Annotated in this window: 15 protein-coding genes; 10 read left to right on the top strand and 5 right to left on the bottom strand. The window is 68.2% G+C overall.

The features are described 5' to 3' along the window. Window positions 1–192 precede the first annotated feature (192 nt). Together K2R93_02295 and K2R93_02290 are read left to right on the top strand one after the other, a co-directional pair. A complete protein-coding gene (locus tag K2R93_02295; protein MBY0488649.1) occupies window positions 193–873 on the top strand; it encodes a hypothetical protein in 681 nt (226 codons plus the stop codon). A gap of 12 nt (window positions 874–885) precedes the next feature. Beyond that, window positions 886–1,461, top strand: a complete 576-nt coding sequence (locus tag K2R93_02290) for a TetR/AcrR family transcriptional regulator (GenBank protein ID MBY0488648.1) — start codon at window positions 886–888, stop codon at window positions 1,459–1,461. 36 nt (window positions 1,462–1,497) lie between these two features. Here the strand turns inward: K2R93_02290 and K2R93_02285 are convergent, their stop codons facing one another. Beyond that, window positions 1,498–2,142 (bottom strand): hypothetical protein, encoded by a 645-nt coding sequence (locus tag K2R93_02285; GenBank protein ID MBY0488647.1) that lies wholly within the window; start codon window positions 2,140–2,142, stop codon window positions 1,498–1,500. 72 nt (window positions 2,143–2,214) lie between these two features. On the opposite strand from K2R93_02285, the gene K2R93_02280 reads away from it, so the two are divergent. The 4 genes from K2R93_02280 to K2R93_02265 are packed head-to-tail and all read left to right on the top strand — an operon-like array spanning window position 2,215 to window position 7,066. Then, the gene (locus K2R93_02280) at window positions 2,215–2,778 is read left to right on the top strand and encodes a LuxR C-terminal-related transcriptional regulator (GenBank protein ID MBY0488646.1); all 564 of its coding nucleotides are present in this window, start codon (window positions 2,215–2,217) and stop codon (window positions 2,776–2,778) included. A gap of 54 nt (window positions 2,779–2,832) precedes the next feature. Next, window positions 2,833–3,870 carry a M23 family metallopeptidase gene (locus K2R93_02275; GenBank protein ID MBY0488645.1) on the top strand — a complete coding sequence of 346 codons (1,038 nt, stop codon included), beginning with the start codon at window positions 2,833–2,835 and terminating at the stop codon, window positions 3,868–3,870. Between the two features lie 17 nt (window positions 3,871–3,887). Further along, on the top strand, window positions 3,888–4,304 hold the full coding sequence (locus K2R93_02270; GenBank protein ID MBY0488644.1) for an NUDIX domain-containing protein: 417 nt from the start codon (window positions 3,888–3,890) through the stop codon (window positions 4,302–4,304). 53 nt (window positions 4,305–4,357) lie between these two features. Further along, window positions 4,358–7,066: an EAL domain-containing protein gene (locus K2R93_02265; GenBank protein ID MBY0488643.1), complete on the top strand. Its 2,709-nt coding sequence runs from the start codon at window positions 4,358–4,360 to the stop codon at window positions 7,064–7,066. Window positions 7,067–7,213: 147 nt separating this feature from the next. Here K2R93_02265 and K2R93_02260 read toward each other — a convergent pair whose 3' ends face one another. Continuing rightward, a complete protein-coding gene (locus tag K2R93_02260) occupies window positions 7,214–9,541 on the bottom strand; it encodes a TonB-dependent receptor (GenBank protein ID MBY0488642.1) in 2,328 nt (775 codons plus the stop codon). A gap of 97 nt (window positions 9,542–9,638) precedes the next feature. On the opposite strand from K2R93_02260, the gene K2R93_02255 reads away from it, so the two are divergent. From K2R93_02255 to K2R93_02240, 4 genes are read left to right on the top strand one after another with little or no spacing between them, the layout of a single operon-like run. Then, window positions 9,639–10,367 (top strand): ABC transporter ATP-binding protein, encoded by a 729-nt coding sequence (locus tag K2R93_02255; GenBank protein ID MBY0488641.1) that lies wholly within the window; start codon window positions 9,639–9,641, stop codon window positions 10,365–10,367. Continuing rightward, the gene (locus K2R93_02250; GenBank protein ID MBY0488640.1) at window positions 10,354–11,700 is read left to right on the top strand and encodes a hypothetical protein; all 1,347 of its coding nucleotides are present in this window, start codon (window positions 10,354–10,356) and stop codon (window positions 11,698–11,700) included. Before K2R93_02255 ends, K2R93_02250 begins: the two co-directional genes overlap by 14 nt. A 51-nt stretch (window positions 11,701–11,751) precedes the next feature. Then, complete coding sequence (locus K2R93_02245) at window positions 11,752–12,456, top strand: DUF1080 domain-containing protein (GenBank protein ID MBY0488639.1); 705 nt, start codon at window positions 11,752–11,754, stop codon at window positions 12,454–12,456. Further along, window positions 12,456–13,106, top strand: coding sequence for a hypothetical protein (locus tag K2R93_02240; protein ID MBY0488638.1), 651 nt, complete (start codon window positions 12,456–12,458; stop codon window positions 13,104–13,106). Before K2R93_02245 ends, K2R93_02240 begins: the two co-directional genes overlap by 1 nt. A 135-nt stretch (window positions 13,107–13,241) precedes the next feature. Here K2R93_02240 and K2R93_02235 read toward each other — a convergent pair whose 3' ends face one another. From K2R93_02235 to K2R93_02225, 3 genes are all read right to left on the bottom strand, one after another. Continuing rightward, entirely contained in the window at window positions 13,242–14,279 is a 1,038-nt protein-coding gene (locus tag K2R93_02235) for a zinc-binding dehydrogenase (GenBank protein MBY0488637.1), read from the bottom strand. Between the two features lie 20 nt (window positions 14,280–14,299). Continuing rightward, complete coding sequence (locus tag K2R93_02230; protein ID MBY0488636.1) at window positions 14,300–15,574, bottom strand: beta-lactamase family protein; 1,275 nt, start codon at window positions 15,572–15,574, stop codon at window positions 14,300–14,302. 67 nt (window positions 15,575–15,641) lie between these two features. Beyond that, window positions 15,642–16,184, bottom strand: coding sequence for a hypothetical protein (locus K2R93_02225; protein ID MBY0488635.1), 543 nt, complete (start codon window positions 16,182–16,184; stop codon window positions 15,642–15,644). Window positions 16,185–16,203 lie beyond the last annotated feature (19 nt).

Raw genomic sequence — 16,203 nt, 5'->3', positions numbered from 1 at the left:
GGTGGGCCGGCGGGAGCGCCGGGCCGGAGGGAGGTGCGGAACGCTAGAGAGCGGGGAGAGCCGGGACAAGATGGGCCGGCTGCCGGAGCCGTCTACGTCACGTAGCGGATGGGCCGCGGACTCGGCGCCGGGCACTGTGTTGGCACTCCACGGCGTGACCGGATGGCCGGTCCGCCCCAACCCCGACGCCCGATGCCCAGCCTCCGACGCTTCTTCCCACTGCTCCCGGCCGGCGTGCTGCTGGTGGCCTGCACCCCCTACGCCGTGCACACGACCGCCCAGCCCCTCGCCGAGGGCGAGCGATCGGTCACGTCGATTATGACCGTGGTGCCCAACGGGGCCAATTTCGACAGCGCCGGCAACCGCTACTCCGTGCCATCGCTCGATGTCGACATCCGGCATGGCGTGGACGAGCGGAACGACGTCGGCGTGCGGATCAACTCCTCGAGCGGCGTGATCATGACCGTGAAGCACCGGCTTGATGGACGTTCGGCCAAGCCGGGAGCCGCCACGGCGTTGCTGGCCGGGGCCGGATTCGTGAACCTCGGGCAGCACGCCCACTTCGAAGCGACCCTGATCCGGTCGGGGGACCCCGATCGGGACTGGGTGCCGTATGGAGGGCTCCGCGTCATTCAGGTGCTGCCGATGTCGAGCACCGCGGTGCGGGACGACCCCACGGCGGGGGCGTTCGGCGGCCTCCGCATGGGGAGCGGTGCGCTGGGGCTGGGGCTGGGGCTGGAGGTCGGGGTGTTCTACGATCGCTCCGCGCTCGAACTCCGCCGCAACCGGGTGATCGTGGTGCCGTCGCTGAGTATCCATCAGCGCAGCCGCCGGCAAAGTTCGCAGATGGTTGACCGATCGGTCAGAAAATAGTATCCATGGGCCATGGCCCGCCCCAAAGCCTTCGATCCTGCGCAGATCGTCCCGCTGGTCGGGCAGGTCTTTCGCGTCCGGGGCTACGCCGGGGCATCGCTGGCCACCCTCGAGGAGGCGACCGGGTTGGGCCGCCAAAGTCTCTACGACACCTTCGGTGACAAGGCGGGGCTCTTCGCGAGCGCACTGGCGCACGAGGTTGCTGCCGAAGAGGCGCGGATCGCTCAGCTGTTCGATGAGGCGGCGGCTGGTGTCAGCGCCCTGCGGGCCTATCTGCTCGGGCGGGCCACCCGGGTCCTCGAGCAGGGCGGCTGTGTATTCGCCTGGGCCGCGCTGGAGCGCGGCGCCGACCCCGGCGTGCAACAGGCGTTGTCCTCCCTGCAGACCCGCCTGCTCGGCGCCGTGGCCACCGTCCTCGCCATCGCCGTCCGGCGCGGCGAGGTACGGGGGACCGCACCCGTGGCCGCGCTGGCCCGCGCCGTGGTGAACCACTGGGCCAGCGTGCCGGTCCGGGTCGGCTCCGGCGCCACCCTCAGCGACCTCACCGCCGATCTTGAGGCGCTGATCGGCATCCTGCGCGGTCGCTGAGGGTTCTGGATCGATCGGTCGGTTATGGGCTGACCTTTAGCGATCGTCGTCCTTGTGATCGCCGCGGCTCAGTTCGCCCGCCGCCGATCCTGTCATCGGTCCGGCCGCCGCGCCACCCTGGGCACGCGCGGTCGCTGTCGTCCCCGCCGTCGCATAGGCGCTGGCCGCGCCGTACTGGTAGACCAGCTTTCCGCCGCTGTGTCCCACGTTGTAGCCCGCGCCCAGCACGGCCAGGGTGCCGGCGGCCCCCGCCACGCGCAGCGCCTTGGCCGCGCGGTTGTTCATCAGACCACCTGCCGCCAGCACGAGCACGCCGCCGGTGATGAACAGGAATAGCTCGGCGGCTTCCTCATGGGTCTCGAACGCCGCGCCCGGGACCACCGGCTCGACTTTGTCTTCCTGTTGCTCACCCGTCTGCAGCGAGACCCAGCCACTCACCAGCAGCAGGGCCAGCAGCCCAGTCGGGAGCATCCAGGCCTTGTTGGCGGCGACCCCGCGCTTCGCCAGAAAGAAGGCCAGCAGCACGAACAGCGGGACCAGAACGGTCAGCGCGATGGGGAGATGCACCACCAGCGCATGCAACGGCAGGTTTTGAAACATCATCGTCAGCTCCGATTCAAAGGGCGTGTTCACCGTGCGTACATCGACGGGGCGCTCGAGCGGCGCCTCGGAGATGAACATCAGCCGCACCGGCCGCCCGCTGAATCCGACAGGTGACTTGATTTCACTGTCGATCTATCCGACATCTGTACCATGCACGCGGAACGTGACGCCGAATCGGACCCGATGACCGGATCGCTCAGCGCGATCATGGCCGCGTTCCTGTTCTTTGTGGTTGTGGCGGGCGTCGTCGATCTCGTGCTCGACCGCCCGGCCTCCTGGCTCACGCTGCACGTCGCCTGGGAAGTGCTCACCGTTGTGGTGAGTCTGAGCTTCTCCATTGTTCTCTTCCGCCGCTGGCGTGCCTCCACCGCGGCGCTCCGCGACACCCAGCACAGCCTGGCCGCCACCACCGCCGCGCTGGCCCAGCGCCAGCAGGAGCGCGACGCCTGGCGCGCGAGCGCCGAACAGGCCCTGCAGGGATTCGGCGCGGCGATCGACGGGCAGTTCACCACCTGGCAGCTCACCCGCGCCGAACGCGAAGTCGCCCTGCTCCTGCTCAAGGGACTCGGCCACAAGCAGGTCGCCGCCCAGCTTGGCCGCTCCGAACGCACCGTCCGCCAGCAGGCCGTCGACGTGTACCGGAAAGCCGGCGTGCAGGGCCGCAGCGAACTCGCCGCCTTCTTTCTTCAGGACGTCAGCCTCCCCGGCGACTAGGCCGCCCATCGAGACCGCTGGTTGCCAGTGGCCGCCTGCCCCCGTCCGTAGGGCATGCGCCCCTTCGTCCTCTTCAGTCTCGTCGCCCTCGCCGCCTGCGGTTCGCACGAGAGCACGGCGCCCGCGAACGACAATCCGTACGGCATCACCGCCACCGGCCCCGGAGTCTTCACGGTCCTGCCGCTCGACAGCAGCACCCTCGTGTCGGGGACGCCCCTCGGCTATCTGGCGCCACCGGGCCACGTGCTGCCCACCGATCACGTCTATCTGAATTTCGTGGACCCGTGGAGTGGGAGCCCCACGCCGCCCGATTGTTCGCCGCGCCCCGTGCGCGCGATCGGCAGCGGCGTCATCGACTTCGTGCTGCAGACCGAATCCACGGGGGATCTCAAGGTCGAAGTCCTGATGACGCGTACCTTCCGCTACTACTACGACCACATTCTGCTGAAGCCCGGCGTTCGAGTCGGTACCCGCGTCCAGGTGGGTGATACCATCGGGACGACCACGGGCCGGTGTCCGAGCATGGACCTCGGCGTCGTGGACGACGACGCACCAGTACCCGGGCGGCTCGTGCCGGCACGTTATGGCGCCTCGCTGCATGTGGCGTCGCCGTACCGCTACTTCATTGAACCGCTACGCAGCTGGTTGCGCGCGCGCGTGCGAACGATCGATGGCCGTCCGATCGATCCCGATGGCAAGACCGACTACGGCGTGGCCGGTCGACTCTCCGGCGACTGGTTCCATACGTCCATTGCGACCTCGGCATCCGAGCTCGTGAACGGCCCCGCCGGCTGGCCCAAGAGCGTGTCGTTCACCTATGACTGGACCGATGGCACGCCGCGCATCTCCATCGGGGGCACCCTCACCGAGGCCGGCGTCCTGAAAATCGCCGCCACCGATCCCGACCCGCGCACGGTAGACCAGTCGCGCGGTCTCGTCATCTTTCGCGGAACGCCCGTGATGGGGCGCATCGGCGCCGGGTGGGTGCTCGCGCAACTCCTCAGCGAATCGCGGGTACGGCTCGAGTACGTACCCGCCACGCAGCCAACGCCGACCGCCTTCAGCGCCGCGGCGCAGGAGTACGTCCGCTAACGCCACCCCCCCCGTTCATGACCGCTCCCATTCCTCGCATCGGTGTCGCCGTCATCATCCAGCGTGGTGACACCGTGCTCGTCGGGCAGCGGCGCAGCGCCACACATGGCGACGGCACGTGGCAGTTCCCCGGCGGACATCTCGAATTCGGCGAAACCGTTGAGCAGTGCGCGGTTCGCGAGGCGCGTGAAGAGACCGGGCTGGCCGTCCGCGTGACAGGGCGGGGCCCGTGGGTGGACTCCTTCTTCACCGCCGAAGGGCGCCAGTATGTGACCCTGTTCGTGCTCACGCGCGCTGAGTCGGGTGAGCCCGAAGCGCGCGAACCGGACAAATGTGCGGCGTGGCAGTGGTGCCGGTGGGAGGCGCTTCCTGAACCACTCTTCACGCCGATTGTCGAGTTGCGCGCGCTCGGCTGGCGACCGCCCCCCGAATAGTACAGTTGGGCGTTTCAGGTGCCGACACTCTCCACTGTTATATGGAGTTCGGCATGCTGACGTCCCAAAACCGAGACAGCCGATTGCACCGCGCCCGACGTGCGGTGCAGTTCGCGTATGCGCTCATCGCCGCTGGCCTCGTGCTGCCGGTGATCATGCTGCGCATCCCGACGGTCCTTGGCGATGCGATCTATGCCTGGTCGTCGGCGATCCTGCCGCTCTTTCCGCTCTGGTGGGCGTGGCGTGTCATTCGCGATGGCGACGCCGAGACGGCCGCCTCGTGGAAGTGGATCTTGGTTGGCACGCTTGGCCTCTACGCCTACGAGATGTGGTGGTTCGTAGGCTGGGCCGCCGGCAAGAACTTCGCGTGGGATCCCGAGGATGTCGTCAGCCTGCTCTTCGCGCCGATGCTGCTGATCGGCAGCCTGCGCGGACGGCTGAAGGTGATCGATCGCGCCGACGGCTGGCGCACGGCGATCGACACCACGGTGGTGTTCATCGCGCTCACGACGCTCCTGGCCACGCTCTTCGCCGCGGGTGGGGCGCTCCATGTGCTCACGCGTCCGAGCGATCTCCTCAAGGTGCTCGATCCCGTCACCGGTCTCCTGACGCTGGGTGGCCTCGCGGTGCTGTGGGTGCGCCGCGACTACACCGACGTCCCGGCGTGGGCCATGTGGCTGGGCTGGTCGCTGCTGATCGGCATGATCGGCGACGTGTACTACGCCATGCCGCGGAGCGTGGGGCATCCGTCGCCCTGGTTCGTGCGCATGGCCTGGTACGGCAGCTGGGGCACCCATGCCTATGCCGCGGCCCTGGCGATGCGGCCGCGACTGCGGGTGCCGATCGCGCGGGTCCAGCATTCGCGCTTGCCGTATCTGATGGTCACGGCGGCGTACATCGCGCTGGTCCTGGCCGTCACGGGCGATAATCACGAGCTGATGAAGCTGGTCACGCTCTGCGTCGGCATCGTGACGATCCTCGTCCTGGCGCGCCAGTACATCGCCGCCCGCGAGCTCGAAGTCCTGTACGAAGAGCGGGCCTCGCTGCACGCCGAGGGCAAGCTGGCCGCGCTGGTGCGCCACGGCACCGACCTGCTGTCGATCATCGACCCCGACGGCACGCTGCGCTTCGCCAGCCCGTCGCATGAGATCACGATGGGCCACAGCGCCGAGTGGCTGGTCGGGAAGAATCTCTTCGACGGCATCCACCGCGACGATCTCCCCAAGGTGCAGACCGCGTTCGCGTCGCTGGTGAAGGGTGAACAGGGGGCGTTTGCCGTGACCTTCCGAGTACGTCACGCCGACAAGTCGTGGCGCTGGATCGACGGCTTCGCCACCGACCTGCGTGATGAGCCGAGCATCGGCGCGATCGTGCTCAATGGCCGCGACGTCACCGAGCGGCAGGCGATGGAGGCGCGGCTCCTCGATCAGGTGCTGCGGGATCCACTCACGGGGCTGGGCAATCGACGGCTGTTCCGCGATCGCGTGGAGCATGCGCTGGCGCGGCATCAGCGCGGCGCCAACCTCATGGCGGTCCTCTTCCTCGATCTCGATCACTTCAAGATCGTAAACGACACGTTGGGGCACGCCGCGGGCGATGCGCTCCTGACAACGGTCGCCGGGCGCATCACTGCGGTATTGCGCACGTCGGACACCATCGCGCGACTGGGCGGCGATGAGTTTGCCGTCCTCCTCGAGGACATGCTCGAGCCAAGCGACGCCGAAGCGGCGGCGCTGCGTATCCAGCAGGCGCTCGAGCGGCCCATCGTGATCGACGATCGCGAGGTGTACGCGCGCGCCAGCATCGGCATTGCGCATGCCCACGAGACACACGATGTGGATGATCTGCTCGCCGACGCCGACGCCGCCATGTACGGCGCCAAGCAGGCCGGGCGCGGGCGTATCCAGGGCTTCTCCAGTGCCATGCGCGCGACGGCGCGCGAGCGCATGGAGATCGAGAGCGAGCTGCGGCACGCCATCGCGCGCGAGGAGCTCTATCTCGTCTATCAACCGGTGCTCGATCTCCATTCCGGGAAGATCACCGGTGTCGAGGCGCTGATGCGCTGGGATCATCCCACGAAGGGACCCATCTCCCCGGGCCGATTCATTTCGGTGGCGGAGGAGAGCGACCTTATCGTGGAGATTGGCCGCACGGCGTTGCGGCAGGCCGCGCGCGACGCGGTGTGGCTGCGCGGCACGTCGCCGGCCGCGGCCACCCTGCAGGTGGCCGTGAACCTGTCGCCGCGCCATCTGTTGCTGCCGGAGGTCGTGACCGACATCCAGCAGGCCATCCACGACGCCCACTGCGATCCGCAGGCGCTCGTGGTCGAAATCACCGAGACGGTGCTCGCCGCAAATGAGTCGATCATCGCCGAGCGTTTGAAGGTCCTGCGCGAGCTCGGCGTCCAGATCGCGCTCGACGACTTCGGCACCGGCTATTCCTCACTGGCCTATCTGCGCCGCTTCCCGATCGACATCCTCAAGGTCGATCGCAGCTTCCTCGCCGACCACGACGCCGACATCACCGCCGACGGCGTCACCCGCGCCATCGTCTCGATCGGTCACAGCCTCGGGCTGCGCACGGTCGCCGAAGGCGTCGAGACCGAACGCCAGCTCGATCAGCTGGTCCGACTTGGCTGCGGCTACGCCCAGGGCTTCGTCATCGCCCGCCCCGGCGACCGCCAGGCCGTCGCCGCGCTCCTGCGCGCGTGGGATGTGGAGGGGATGCGGGCGCGGTTGGGGGCGGGGAGCATGGCCGCCTGACTGGAGGAGGGCTTCGCTGGGGTTGCAATGGAGAGGCGAGAGGCGAGTGGGAGTGTGAGAGATGCGCGGGAGTCATGAGCTCACCACTCCCGCACACCACCCACACTCCCTCTCGCCTCTCGCCTCTCCAGCGAAAAAACGCGCGCGTCAGCGCGCCACCTCCACCCCCACGCGCACCGTGCGCGGCAACCCCAACGTCGCAATCGGCGACGCGGCCGCGCCGGAGAGCCCCACGAAGTACTCCGTGTTCCCGATGTTCTCCACCGAGCCGAACACGGACACGCCGCCCGCCACGCCGCGGCGGTAGGAGGCGTCGGCCACGCGGAAGCTCGGAAGCGTGAAGGTGTTGCCGAACGTCGTCACGATGCCTTCGGTGCGGTACAGGAACGTCAGCGTGCCGAGCAGCGGGTGGTCGTACGCGATGCGCGTCGTGGACTTCTGCGTCGGGACGCGCGCCACGCGGGAGCCCTTGAAGAGCGTGGCCGTGGGCGTGGCCTTGCCCATGTCGGTGATCTTCGAGTCGTTGTAGTTGAGGCTCCCCGAGATCGTGAGCCCCTTCACGGGAATCACCGCGAGATAGACCTCACCGCCCTGGCTGCGCGTCTGCGTCACATTCTGGCGCTGGCGCGTGGCCGGTGTCACCCCGGTTGCGCTCGTCGTGACGAAGGTATTGAAGTCCTTGTAATCGGCGCGGTAGAACGTCCCCTTGAGCTGCAGGAACGTGGCGGGCTGCCAATCGAGTCCGGTTTCCCACGCGTTGGCGTACTCCGGCTTGAGCCCCGGGTTCGGGAGGGAGATCGTGCTGGTGCTGGTCTGGCGGCGATAGAGCTCCGCCAGGTTCGGGGCGCGGAACGCCCGATACGCCGCGGTGTGCAGCGCCAGGCTGCTCAGCGCCTGCCAGCGCACACCGGCGCGCGGAGAGAAGGCGCGGCGCGTCTGGTTGTCGTAGGCCGTGCGGCCGGACGCATCGATCACATACCCGTTGTTGTTGCCCCACTGATCACCGCGGGCCGACAGCTCCACGCGCACCTGCGGCATCGGCGCGAGCACTCCGCTCACGAAGATGCCACTCAAGGCCTGATCACCACCGCTTTCGATCGTGGTGGTCTTGGCATTGGCGGCGTTGTTGGCGTACGCCTGCTCCACATAGTGGCCACCGTAGAAGCGATAGTCGCCTCCGGCGGCCACGCTTTCGAAGCCCAGGACATGGTTGCGCGTCCAGGACACGGTCACGCCACGGTCCTGGCTCGGGATCTCGGCCGTTGTGTTGTAGCGCTCACCGGCGCGGGCCACGCTGTTCACCGTGAGCAGCGTGGAGTTCACGTTCCGCTCGGTCATCTCGCGCGTCCAGCCACGGAGCGAGAGCAGCCCCTGGTCGGCGGCGCCCAGGTTCACCCCGGCGGTCACGGCGTCATCCTCACGCCGCGCGCGCGTAAGCGGCGTGCCCAGGGCGCGCGTGTCGCCGAACTTCTGATAGGTCGCGAAGACGCTGAACGTGGCACTTGGTGCGTACTCCAGCTTGGCGATGCCGTTGCGCACGATCGCTTCCGACTCGCCGTCGATCGGACCGGCGTTGGCCTTGCGCACGAGCTGATAGCCGCCGCCATCGCCATAGTCGCCGGTGAGCCCCAGGGTGAGGCCGTGCGTGAGCGGCACGCCCACGGTGCCAAAGCTGTGGCGGCCGCCGCGCGAACCGCCGTCCACCGACACGCGATAGCTCCCGGGGGTGATCGGCTTGGAGAAGAGCGAGATCACGCCGCCCATCGCGCCGTTGCCATGCAGGTTCGATCCGCCGCCTTCGAACACTTCCACCCGCTCCACGCTGCCGCGCGGCGCGCGGTTCCAGTCGATCCATTCGCCCCACGCGTCATTGAGGGGAATGCCGTCGAGCAGCACGGCCGTGCGCCCCTCATCCACGCCGCGAATGGACACGATCTGTGCGGTGCCGCCCACCTGACTGCTCGTGCGGGGCATTTCGATCGCCGAGATCTCGCGCAGCATGTCCTGCGTTTCGCGCGCCGGCGTCGTGCGAACCTGCTCGGGCGTGAGGAAATTCACCGTGCCGGCGACCTTGTTCGCTTCGATCGGCTGCTTGGTCGCCGACACGACATACCCCGGCAGCAGGATGGAGCCGGCCTTGAGCGAGAAGTCGAGGGTCGCCGTTTGCCCCGCCTGCACCGCGACGGTGGCCCGCTGGCTCGCCAGCCCGACGGCGGTCACCGTCACTTCGTAGCTGCCCGCGGCGAGGTCGCGCAGCGTATAGCGGCCATCGGAGCCGGTCAGACTGCTGCGGGCGGGGGTGGTGATGGACACCGTGGCATCGGCCACCGGTGCGCCGGTGGCGCCTTTCACTGTACCGCTGATGCGGCCTCGCGCCTGCGCGGAGACGGGTGCCGCCGCCAGCGCGAGCGCCGCGGTGAACAGGGCCCCGCGAACGAGCGCGACGGAGAAACCTTGACGGGAGATTAATGACATCGGTGGAGCGGCCCCAGAGTGAAGCGGTTTGACGGGGCGGGACCGTTACCACCACAGGCGGTGAGCATACGCAACGACTCGTGCGTACGTTGCGTGCATGCTGTCGCCAACGGAATCCCTCCCGCTGCTACACGCAGAACGGTTGCACCAAGCCTACGGGCCGGTGCACGCGCTTCGCGATGTCTCGTTCATCGTGCCGCAAGGTTCGGTGCTCGGCGTCATCGGTCCGAATGGCGCGGGGAAGAGCACGGCGCTCGCCTGTCTGGCGGGGGTGGCTGAGCCGCAGCAGGGTCGCATTCGCGTTGCGGGGCGTGAGTGTCGTGCCGCCGCGCGGCGCGCGCAGATGTTCTTTCTCCCCGACGGTATTGCCCCGTGGGACGATCAGCGCGCGGGATGGGTCCTCGATTTTGCGCGCGACGCGTACGGCGCGACGAGCGACTGGCGCGGGGCGCTCGCCGAGGCGCTCTCGATTGATGCGCTTGTGCGTCAGCGACTCGGCGACCTCTCGAAGGGGCAGCGCAAGCGGGTGCTGCTCGCGATGGCCATGCTGATTCCGCGCGCGGTCACCCTCATCGACGAACCGTTCGAGGGGCTCGACCCGCGGCAGGCCCGCGCGTTCACCGGGGTGGTGCGCACGGCGGCCGCGGCGGGGCGCACCTTCGTGCTGTCGATCCATTCGGCCGGCGATGCCATGCGCACCTGTGATGCGCATCTGCTGCTGCACGAAGGGCGCGTGCTGGCCCACGGCCCGCTGCCCGTGCTGCAGGAGACTGCGCAGGTGGGGTCCGACGCGGGGCTCGAGGAGATCTTCCTTGCGCTCACCTGACGCACTCGCGCCCGTGATCACACCGCGCGTGGGGCGGGCATTGCTTGCCAAGGATTGGCGTACGCTTCGCCACTCACGGGCGTGGCTGCTGGTGGCGCTCGCCATTGGTCCATTCGTTGGCCTCGCCTGGCGCGAGGCGGCGTCGATCTACACGGAGATGAGCGGAACGCCGGGTGACGCCGCGGCCGCACTGGCCGGCGCGCTCAGTCCACTCGATGGGATCGTGGCCCCAGTGCTGGGCGCGTACGCCGTCATCGCCACGCTGCTGCTGCCGTTCGTGGCCATTCGCACCGTCGCGGCGGAGAAGGCGAGCGGCGCGCACGGGCTCTTGCTGCAGACCACGGTGCCCCTCTGGCGTCAGGTGCTGTCACGGTTTGCGGCCCTGCTTGGCACGTGGGCGCTCTGGCTCATCCCCGGCGTGCTCCTGTTGCTGGTGTGGCGCGCCCGGGGCGGCCATCTCGATGCCACCGAAACCGCCGGGGTGCTGCTCGGCCACCTGCTGCATGGCGCCTTCGTGGCTGCGCTCGGCCTGGCCAGTGCCGCTATCACCGAAAGTGCCGCCAGTGCGGCGGTGGTCGCCCTCGCCGTCACCCTCGGGGCCTGGGCGGTGGACTTTACCGCCAGTGTGCGCGGTGGGCTCGCGGCGGTGCTCGCGCCGTATACGCCCGATGCCATGTTGCGCTCGTTCGAGCACGGGTTGGTGGTGGTCAACGAAGTGGCCGTCGCGCTCGTGCTCATCGGAGCGCTGCTGGCGCTCACGGTGATCTGGCTTGAATCGGCGCAGCGCCGGGCGCGCGCCTTGCAGCACACGGGGGTGGTGCTGCTGGCCAGTGCGCTTCTCCTCCCCCTCGCGGCACGCCTGCACGGCGGGCGCGACCTGAGTGAAGATCGCCGCAACTCGTTCGCACCCGCCGATGAGCAGGCGCTGGCCGCCATCACGCAGCCGCTCACGATCACCGTCCATCTCGGGCCCAGTGATCCGCGCCGCGCCGACCTTGAACGTGGCGTGTTGCAGAAGCTCGTGCGCACCATGCCGCACGTCACCGTGCAGTATGCCGCGCAGAGCAGCACCGGCTTGTTCGCCGGCAACGAGGCTCATTACGGCGAGATCTGGTACGAGCTTGGCGGGGCCAAGGAAGCGAGCCGCTCCACCGTCCCGAACATTGTGCTCGAAACGATCTACCAGCTCGCAAAGGTCGCACCGCCGACCGGCGGCGCGCCGGTGTACCCCGGCTATCCCAGCCGCATCACGGCCAGCCTGTGGGAGATGCTGCTCTGCGGCATCGGGTGGCCCGCGTTTGTTGCCGCCGCATGGTGGCGCCGCCGGCAGTAGGGCGGCCCACCAATCCCCGTGCGTTCTGCCACCTGTCACCGCAACCCTCGCATGCGCCACCTCCGACCTCTCGCCCTCGCGGCACTGCTCGTCGCCGCACCGCTGTCCGCCCAGTCCTTCGCCTTTGCCAATGACGCCGTCGGCAAGGAGCCCACTCAGTTTCTCCCGATGGTGGGCAACTGGGTGGTCACCAAGGATGGCGGCAAGAATGTGCTCATGGTGGACGGCCGCATCTGGAAGAAGGGGCAACCGGCGGGCGGTCTCGCCGACAAGGCGCGCGCGATCTACGGCGCTGAGCACGAGGAATTCATCGACAACGTGAAGGCGTTCGCGTACTTCCCGATTGCCGTGAACAAGGCCGTGCCGAGCTTCAGCAACGGCACGATCACCGTGAAGTTCAAGATGATCGGCGGTGCGCTCGATCGGTGCGGCGGCATTCTCTTCAACGTGAAGCCGAACGGCGATTATCTCACCGTACGCTTCAACGGCACCGAAGACAACGTGGTGCTCTGGACCTTCAAGAACGGAGTGCGTTCGTTCGTAAAGCGTGGCACCGGTTCGTACCCGCTCGAGCTGGGCACGTGGAACACCCTCTCGGTCACCGTGAAGGGCACCGACTTCAAGGCCTATCTGAATGGACAGCTGGCGGTGGAGTTCACGCTGCCCGAGCCGGTCAGCGGCAAGGTCGGGCTCTGGTCCAAGACCGACAGCATGACGCTCTTCGACGCGTTCGTGGTCACGCCGGAGGGAAAGTGATGCGCCGCTTCGTCGTCACGCTCGCGTCGCTGATCGCAACATCGGTGCTCTCGGCGCAGCCAGCCAAGCGGCCCGCAGCCTGCGCGCCGGTGAATCCCAAGGCCGACTGGTTCGTGAAGCAGCGGAGCTTTGCCGACAGTGCCGGCGCCACCTTCACCGATCCGGCGCTGCGCCAGCAGCTGCTCGCCGCCGCCGGCTACGACAGTCAGGCGGCCTTCACCCCCGAACTGGGCTTCCGCATCATCGGGGAGACGCCCACGGTCGTGGCCAAGGACACGGCCGTTCTCGCCACTCTGCGCGCCATGGCTGCCAAGCGTCAATGGCCGTCGCGCGCCGCTGTGGGTGCTGCCGGCGTGCACGCCGCGTGGCTCCTCTCGCAGGGCGACAGCGTGCTCAGCATCGCCGCCCAGCGCCGCATGATGGAAGCCGGACTCGGCGAGTCCTCACCCGCCGAGGTGGCGGTGATGGAAGACGCCAACCGCGTGCGTCAGGGACGCGGGCAGCTCTACGGCACCCACTTCACGCGCACCGCGAGCGGCGCGCTGCAGATGTACCGGCTCGAGGATCCTGAGCATGTGGACATGCGTCGAGAAGGGGCGTGGCTGCCGCGGGTTTCGAGTTCGGAGTGTTGGGCGAGGGGGAGGAGGTAGGGGGTGGGTTGCCTTGGAGAGGCGAGAGGCGAGTGGGGGTTTGGGTGATGTGTGGGAGTGGTGAGCTCATCACTCCCGCGCATGTCTCAAACCCCCACTCGCCACTCGCCTCTCCAAGGCAATAATCCCGCTCCTTCAGAACCCGACCACCGTCCGCGCCGGCGCCCGCCCTTCCTCCAGCGCATCGAGTACCCCATTGATCGCCTCCGCCGAGAGCGGGACCTCGGCGGTCACGACGTCGTCGAGCACCAGCGACCCTGCGCGCGCCATCGCGCACAGCTCCTCGAGTTCGCTCAGGAAGTGATCGTTGGAGCCGATGAGCTCCGCTTCTCGGCCGATCAGGTCGCGGTAGGTGTCGATGGGGACGGTGACGTCGTTGAGGCCGACCACGACCGCGCGCCCGAGGGGGGCTACGCTCTTGAGCGCGATCTGGACCGTGTCGCCGTGGCCCACGAGTTCGAGCGCGACATCGACCCCGCGGCCGCCGGTGGCGGCGCGCACTGCCTCGACCACCGCGCTCACCGACAGGCCGCTGGCGTTCACGGTCACCGCGCCGAAGCGCTCGGCGAGTGCCAGCTTGGCGGCATCGCGATCCACGGCGATGACCTGCGCGGCCCCGAGTTCGCGGGCGATCTGCACCGCGCTCTGTCCCAGTCCACCGGCACCAACCACGAGCACCGTCTCCCCGCGGGCGAGTCGCCCTTTGCGGAGCGCGTGCAGCGACGTCGCCGACGAACACATCATCACCGCCCCGTGCGCATAGGGCACGTCGTCGGGAAGCAGTACCGCGTTCCGTGCCGGAACGGCGATGTATTCCGCCCATCCGCCGTCGGTGAAGTGACCGAGCATGAGCCCCTGCACGCAGAACTGCTCGCGACCGGCCAGACAGTGCTCGCACTGCTCGCAGATCACGAGGTAATGCAGGCACACCCGGTCGCCGACATTGAGTCGCAACACATGCTCGCCAACCGCCACGACCTCGCCCGCCACTTCATGGCCCAGGGTGAGCGGCAGCGGCTCGACCCGCGATCGCCCGGCGCGGTAGTGCACATCCGAGTGGCAGATGCCGGCGGCCATCACCTTCACGAGCACATCGTGGGGCCCGATCGGCGGCACCGGGATCTCGTGCAGCGCCACCGGCTGGCCCGGCGCGACCAGGCGTACGGCGCGCATGGTGGAGGGAAGGGGAGCGGTCACTTGAGGGCGGAGTAGACGAGCGTCTTGAACGTGTCGCCGAGCGGCACGGTGGAGTTGAAGATGTTGGTGTAGATCAGGGCGATCAGCTTTTCCTTGGGATCCGCCCAGTACGTGGTGTTGAACGCCCCGCCCCAGGAGAACGAGCCGATCGTCAACGGCGAACGGCTGTCGTTCTGCTCGGTCTCGAGCCCAAAGCCCAGGCCAAAGTTGGGCTGCATCGTGCCGATCTGATTGGTGAGCATCATCTCCACCGTCTTGCGCGACAGCAGGCGCACGCCATCGAGTTCGCCGCCGTTCAGGAACAGCTGCAGGAACCGCGCGTAGTCCAGGGTGGTGCCGGACAGGCCACTACCGCCAGAGAAGTAGGTCACCTTGCCGGCGGGCCAGTCCGGATTCGAGCCCGACGTGGCCGTGTGCGATACGGTCAGCTTGCCGTCGCGCTCTTCATGCAGCGCCACGAGGCGCGCGGCATGCGCGGCATCGAGCGCAAAGCCGGTGTCCTTCATCCTGAGCGGCGTGAAGATGCGTGTGCGGAAGAACTGATCGAGGGACATGCCACTGATCACTTCCACCAGGCGCCCGAGGACATCGATCGACAGGCTGTAGATGAAGCGGTCGCCCGGCTCCGCCTTGAGTGGCAGACTGCCCAGGATCTTCATCTTGTCGGCCAGCGTGCCGTGATCGTCGATCCCCGCCGTGACGCCAGCCTTGGCGTAGATCGCCTTCATGTCCTCACTGCCGATCTGCGCGTAGTCGATGCCGCTGGTGTGCGTCAGCAGCTGGCGGATCGTGATGCGGCGCGCGGTCGGACGCGATTCGAAACTCGAGTCGGCCGGATTGAACTTCGTCAGCACCGTATGGCGACGGAACTCCGGGAGATAGCGGCCGATGGGATCGTCGAGGCCGAAACGCCCTTCTTCCCAGAGCATCAGGACGGCGAGCGAGGTCACCGCTTTGGTCTGCGAGGCCAGCCGGAAGAGATCCGTGGAGTGGAGCGGCGCCTTGGTCCCGATATCGCGCACGCCGTACGCGGTATCGAGCACGACATGGCCGTCCTTCACGATGAGGACCGCAGCGCCCGGAATGCGCTGGTCGCGTACCCACTGCTTCAGGGTGCTGTCGAGCCGCGTGAGTCGCGCCGGATGAAAGACCGTGGCCGGCGCGATGGGCGCACGGCCGACCATGACTTGGGCGGCGATCGGTGTCGCCGATGGCAGGATGCCAACGAGGGCGACCGCCGCGACGGTCGCAAAAAAAGAGAGGGCACGCATTCGCCTAAGAACGCGTGCCCTCCCCTGACTCGTCAACTCCGCCGCGGCGTGACGCCGCGTGCCTCATTCAGGCAACGACGGGCGCCGACTCGACCAGCGCGGCGCGCAGCTGTTCCATGCACCGATCCGCGAGCTCCGGCGACGTATAGCCGCATTCCAGCAGCGACTTCGGGTGCCAATGCCACGACGCTTCGTTGTCGGCCGAGACCACATGGGTCTCCTCCCACACCGCCACCGGCTGCGGGGTCACGCGCCGCGCCGGCATGCGCTCGGGCACATGGTCGCCGCGCGCCGCAATCGTTCCGCGCCACACCATGGCAAGCAGCTGGCCGCCCGCAGGCACGTCCGTGCCATTGCGGATGTAGAGGACCGTGAGCGCGACCGGACCAACCTGCACGATGCAGCGGTCGGGCGAGAGCCGCGACGTCGGCGGCTCGGCCCCATGGGCCGGGGCCATCTGCTTGGCGGCGGCGACGAGGGCTTCCGAGAGCCGGGTGAACTCGCGCGCGCCGACGGAAATCGCGCGATGCGAGCCGAGGAACGCGTGGCGATCAACCTCGGTCGCCTGGGAAGAAGCAGGGGCGCGCTCGATCATGGCAATACGGCTCAAGGGCGAGTCGACACCTGCA

The organism is Gemmatimonadaceae bacterium (assembly GCA_019752115.1).
Classification (GTDB): Bacteria; Gemmatimonadota; Gemmatimonadetes; order Gemmatimonadales; family Gemmatimonadaceae; genus Gemmatimonas.
This window is presented reverse-complemented; position numbering and strand designations above follow the sequence as displayed.

Excerpts from the sequence above, each read along its gene's own strand:
- K2R93_02295 (MBY0488649.1), top strand. The coding sequence starts at position 193 with ATGCCCAGCCTCCGACGCTTCTTCCCACTGCTCCCGGCCGGCGTGCTG.
- K2R93_02290 (MBY0488648.1), top strand. The coding sequence starts at position 886 with ATGGCCCGCCCCAAAGCCTTCGATCCTGCGCAGATCGTCCCGCTGGTC.
- K2R93_02285 (MBY0488647.1), bottom strand. The coding sequence starts at position 2,142 with ATGTTCATCTCCGAGGCGCCGCTCGAGCGCCCCGTCGATGTACGCACG.
- K2R93_02280 (MBY0488646.1), top strand. The coding sequence starts at position 2,215 with ATGCACGCGGAACGTGACGCCGAATCGGACCCGATGACCGGATCGCTC.
- K2R93_02275 (MBY0488645.1), top strand. The coding sequence starts at position 2,833 with ATGCGCCCCTTCGTCCTCTTCAGTCTCGTCGCCCTCGCCGCCTGCGGT.
- K2R93_02270 (MBY0488644.1), top strand. The coding sequence starts at position 3,888 with ATGACCGCTCCCATTCCTCGCATCGGTGTCGCCGTCATCATCCAGCGT.
- K2R93_02265 (MBY0488643.1), top strand. The coding sequence starts at position 4,358 with ATGCTGACGTCCCAAAACCGAGACAGCCGATTGCACCGCGCCCGACGT.
- K2R93_02260 (MBY0488642.1), bottom strand. The coding sequence starts at position 9,541 with ATGTCATTAATCTCCCGTCAAGGTTTCTCCGTCGCGCTCGTTCGCGGG.
- K2R93_02255 (MBY0488641.1), top strand. The coding sequence starts at position 9,639 with ATGCTGTCGCCAACGGAATCCCTCCCGCTGCTACACGCAGAACGGTTG.
- K2R93_02245 (MBY0488639.1), top strand. The coding sequence starts at position 11,752 with ATGCGCCACCTCCGACCTCTCGCCCTCGCGGCACTGCTCGTCGCCGCA.
- K2R93_02240 (MBY0488638.1), top strand. The coding sequence starts at position 12,456 with ATGCGCCGCTTCGTCGTCACGCTCGCGTCGCTGATCGCAACATCGGTG.
- K2R93_02235 (MBY0488637.1), bottom strand. The coding sequence starts at position 14,279 with ATGCGCGCCGTACGCCTGGTCGCGCCGGGCCAGCCGGTGGCGCTGCAC.
- K2R93_02230 (MBY0488636.1), bottom strand. The coding sequence starts at position 15,574 with ATGCGTGCCCTCTCTTTTTTTGCGACCGTCGCGGCGGTCGCCCTCGTT.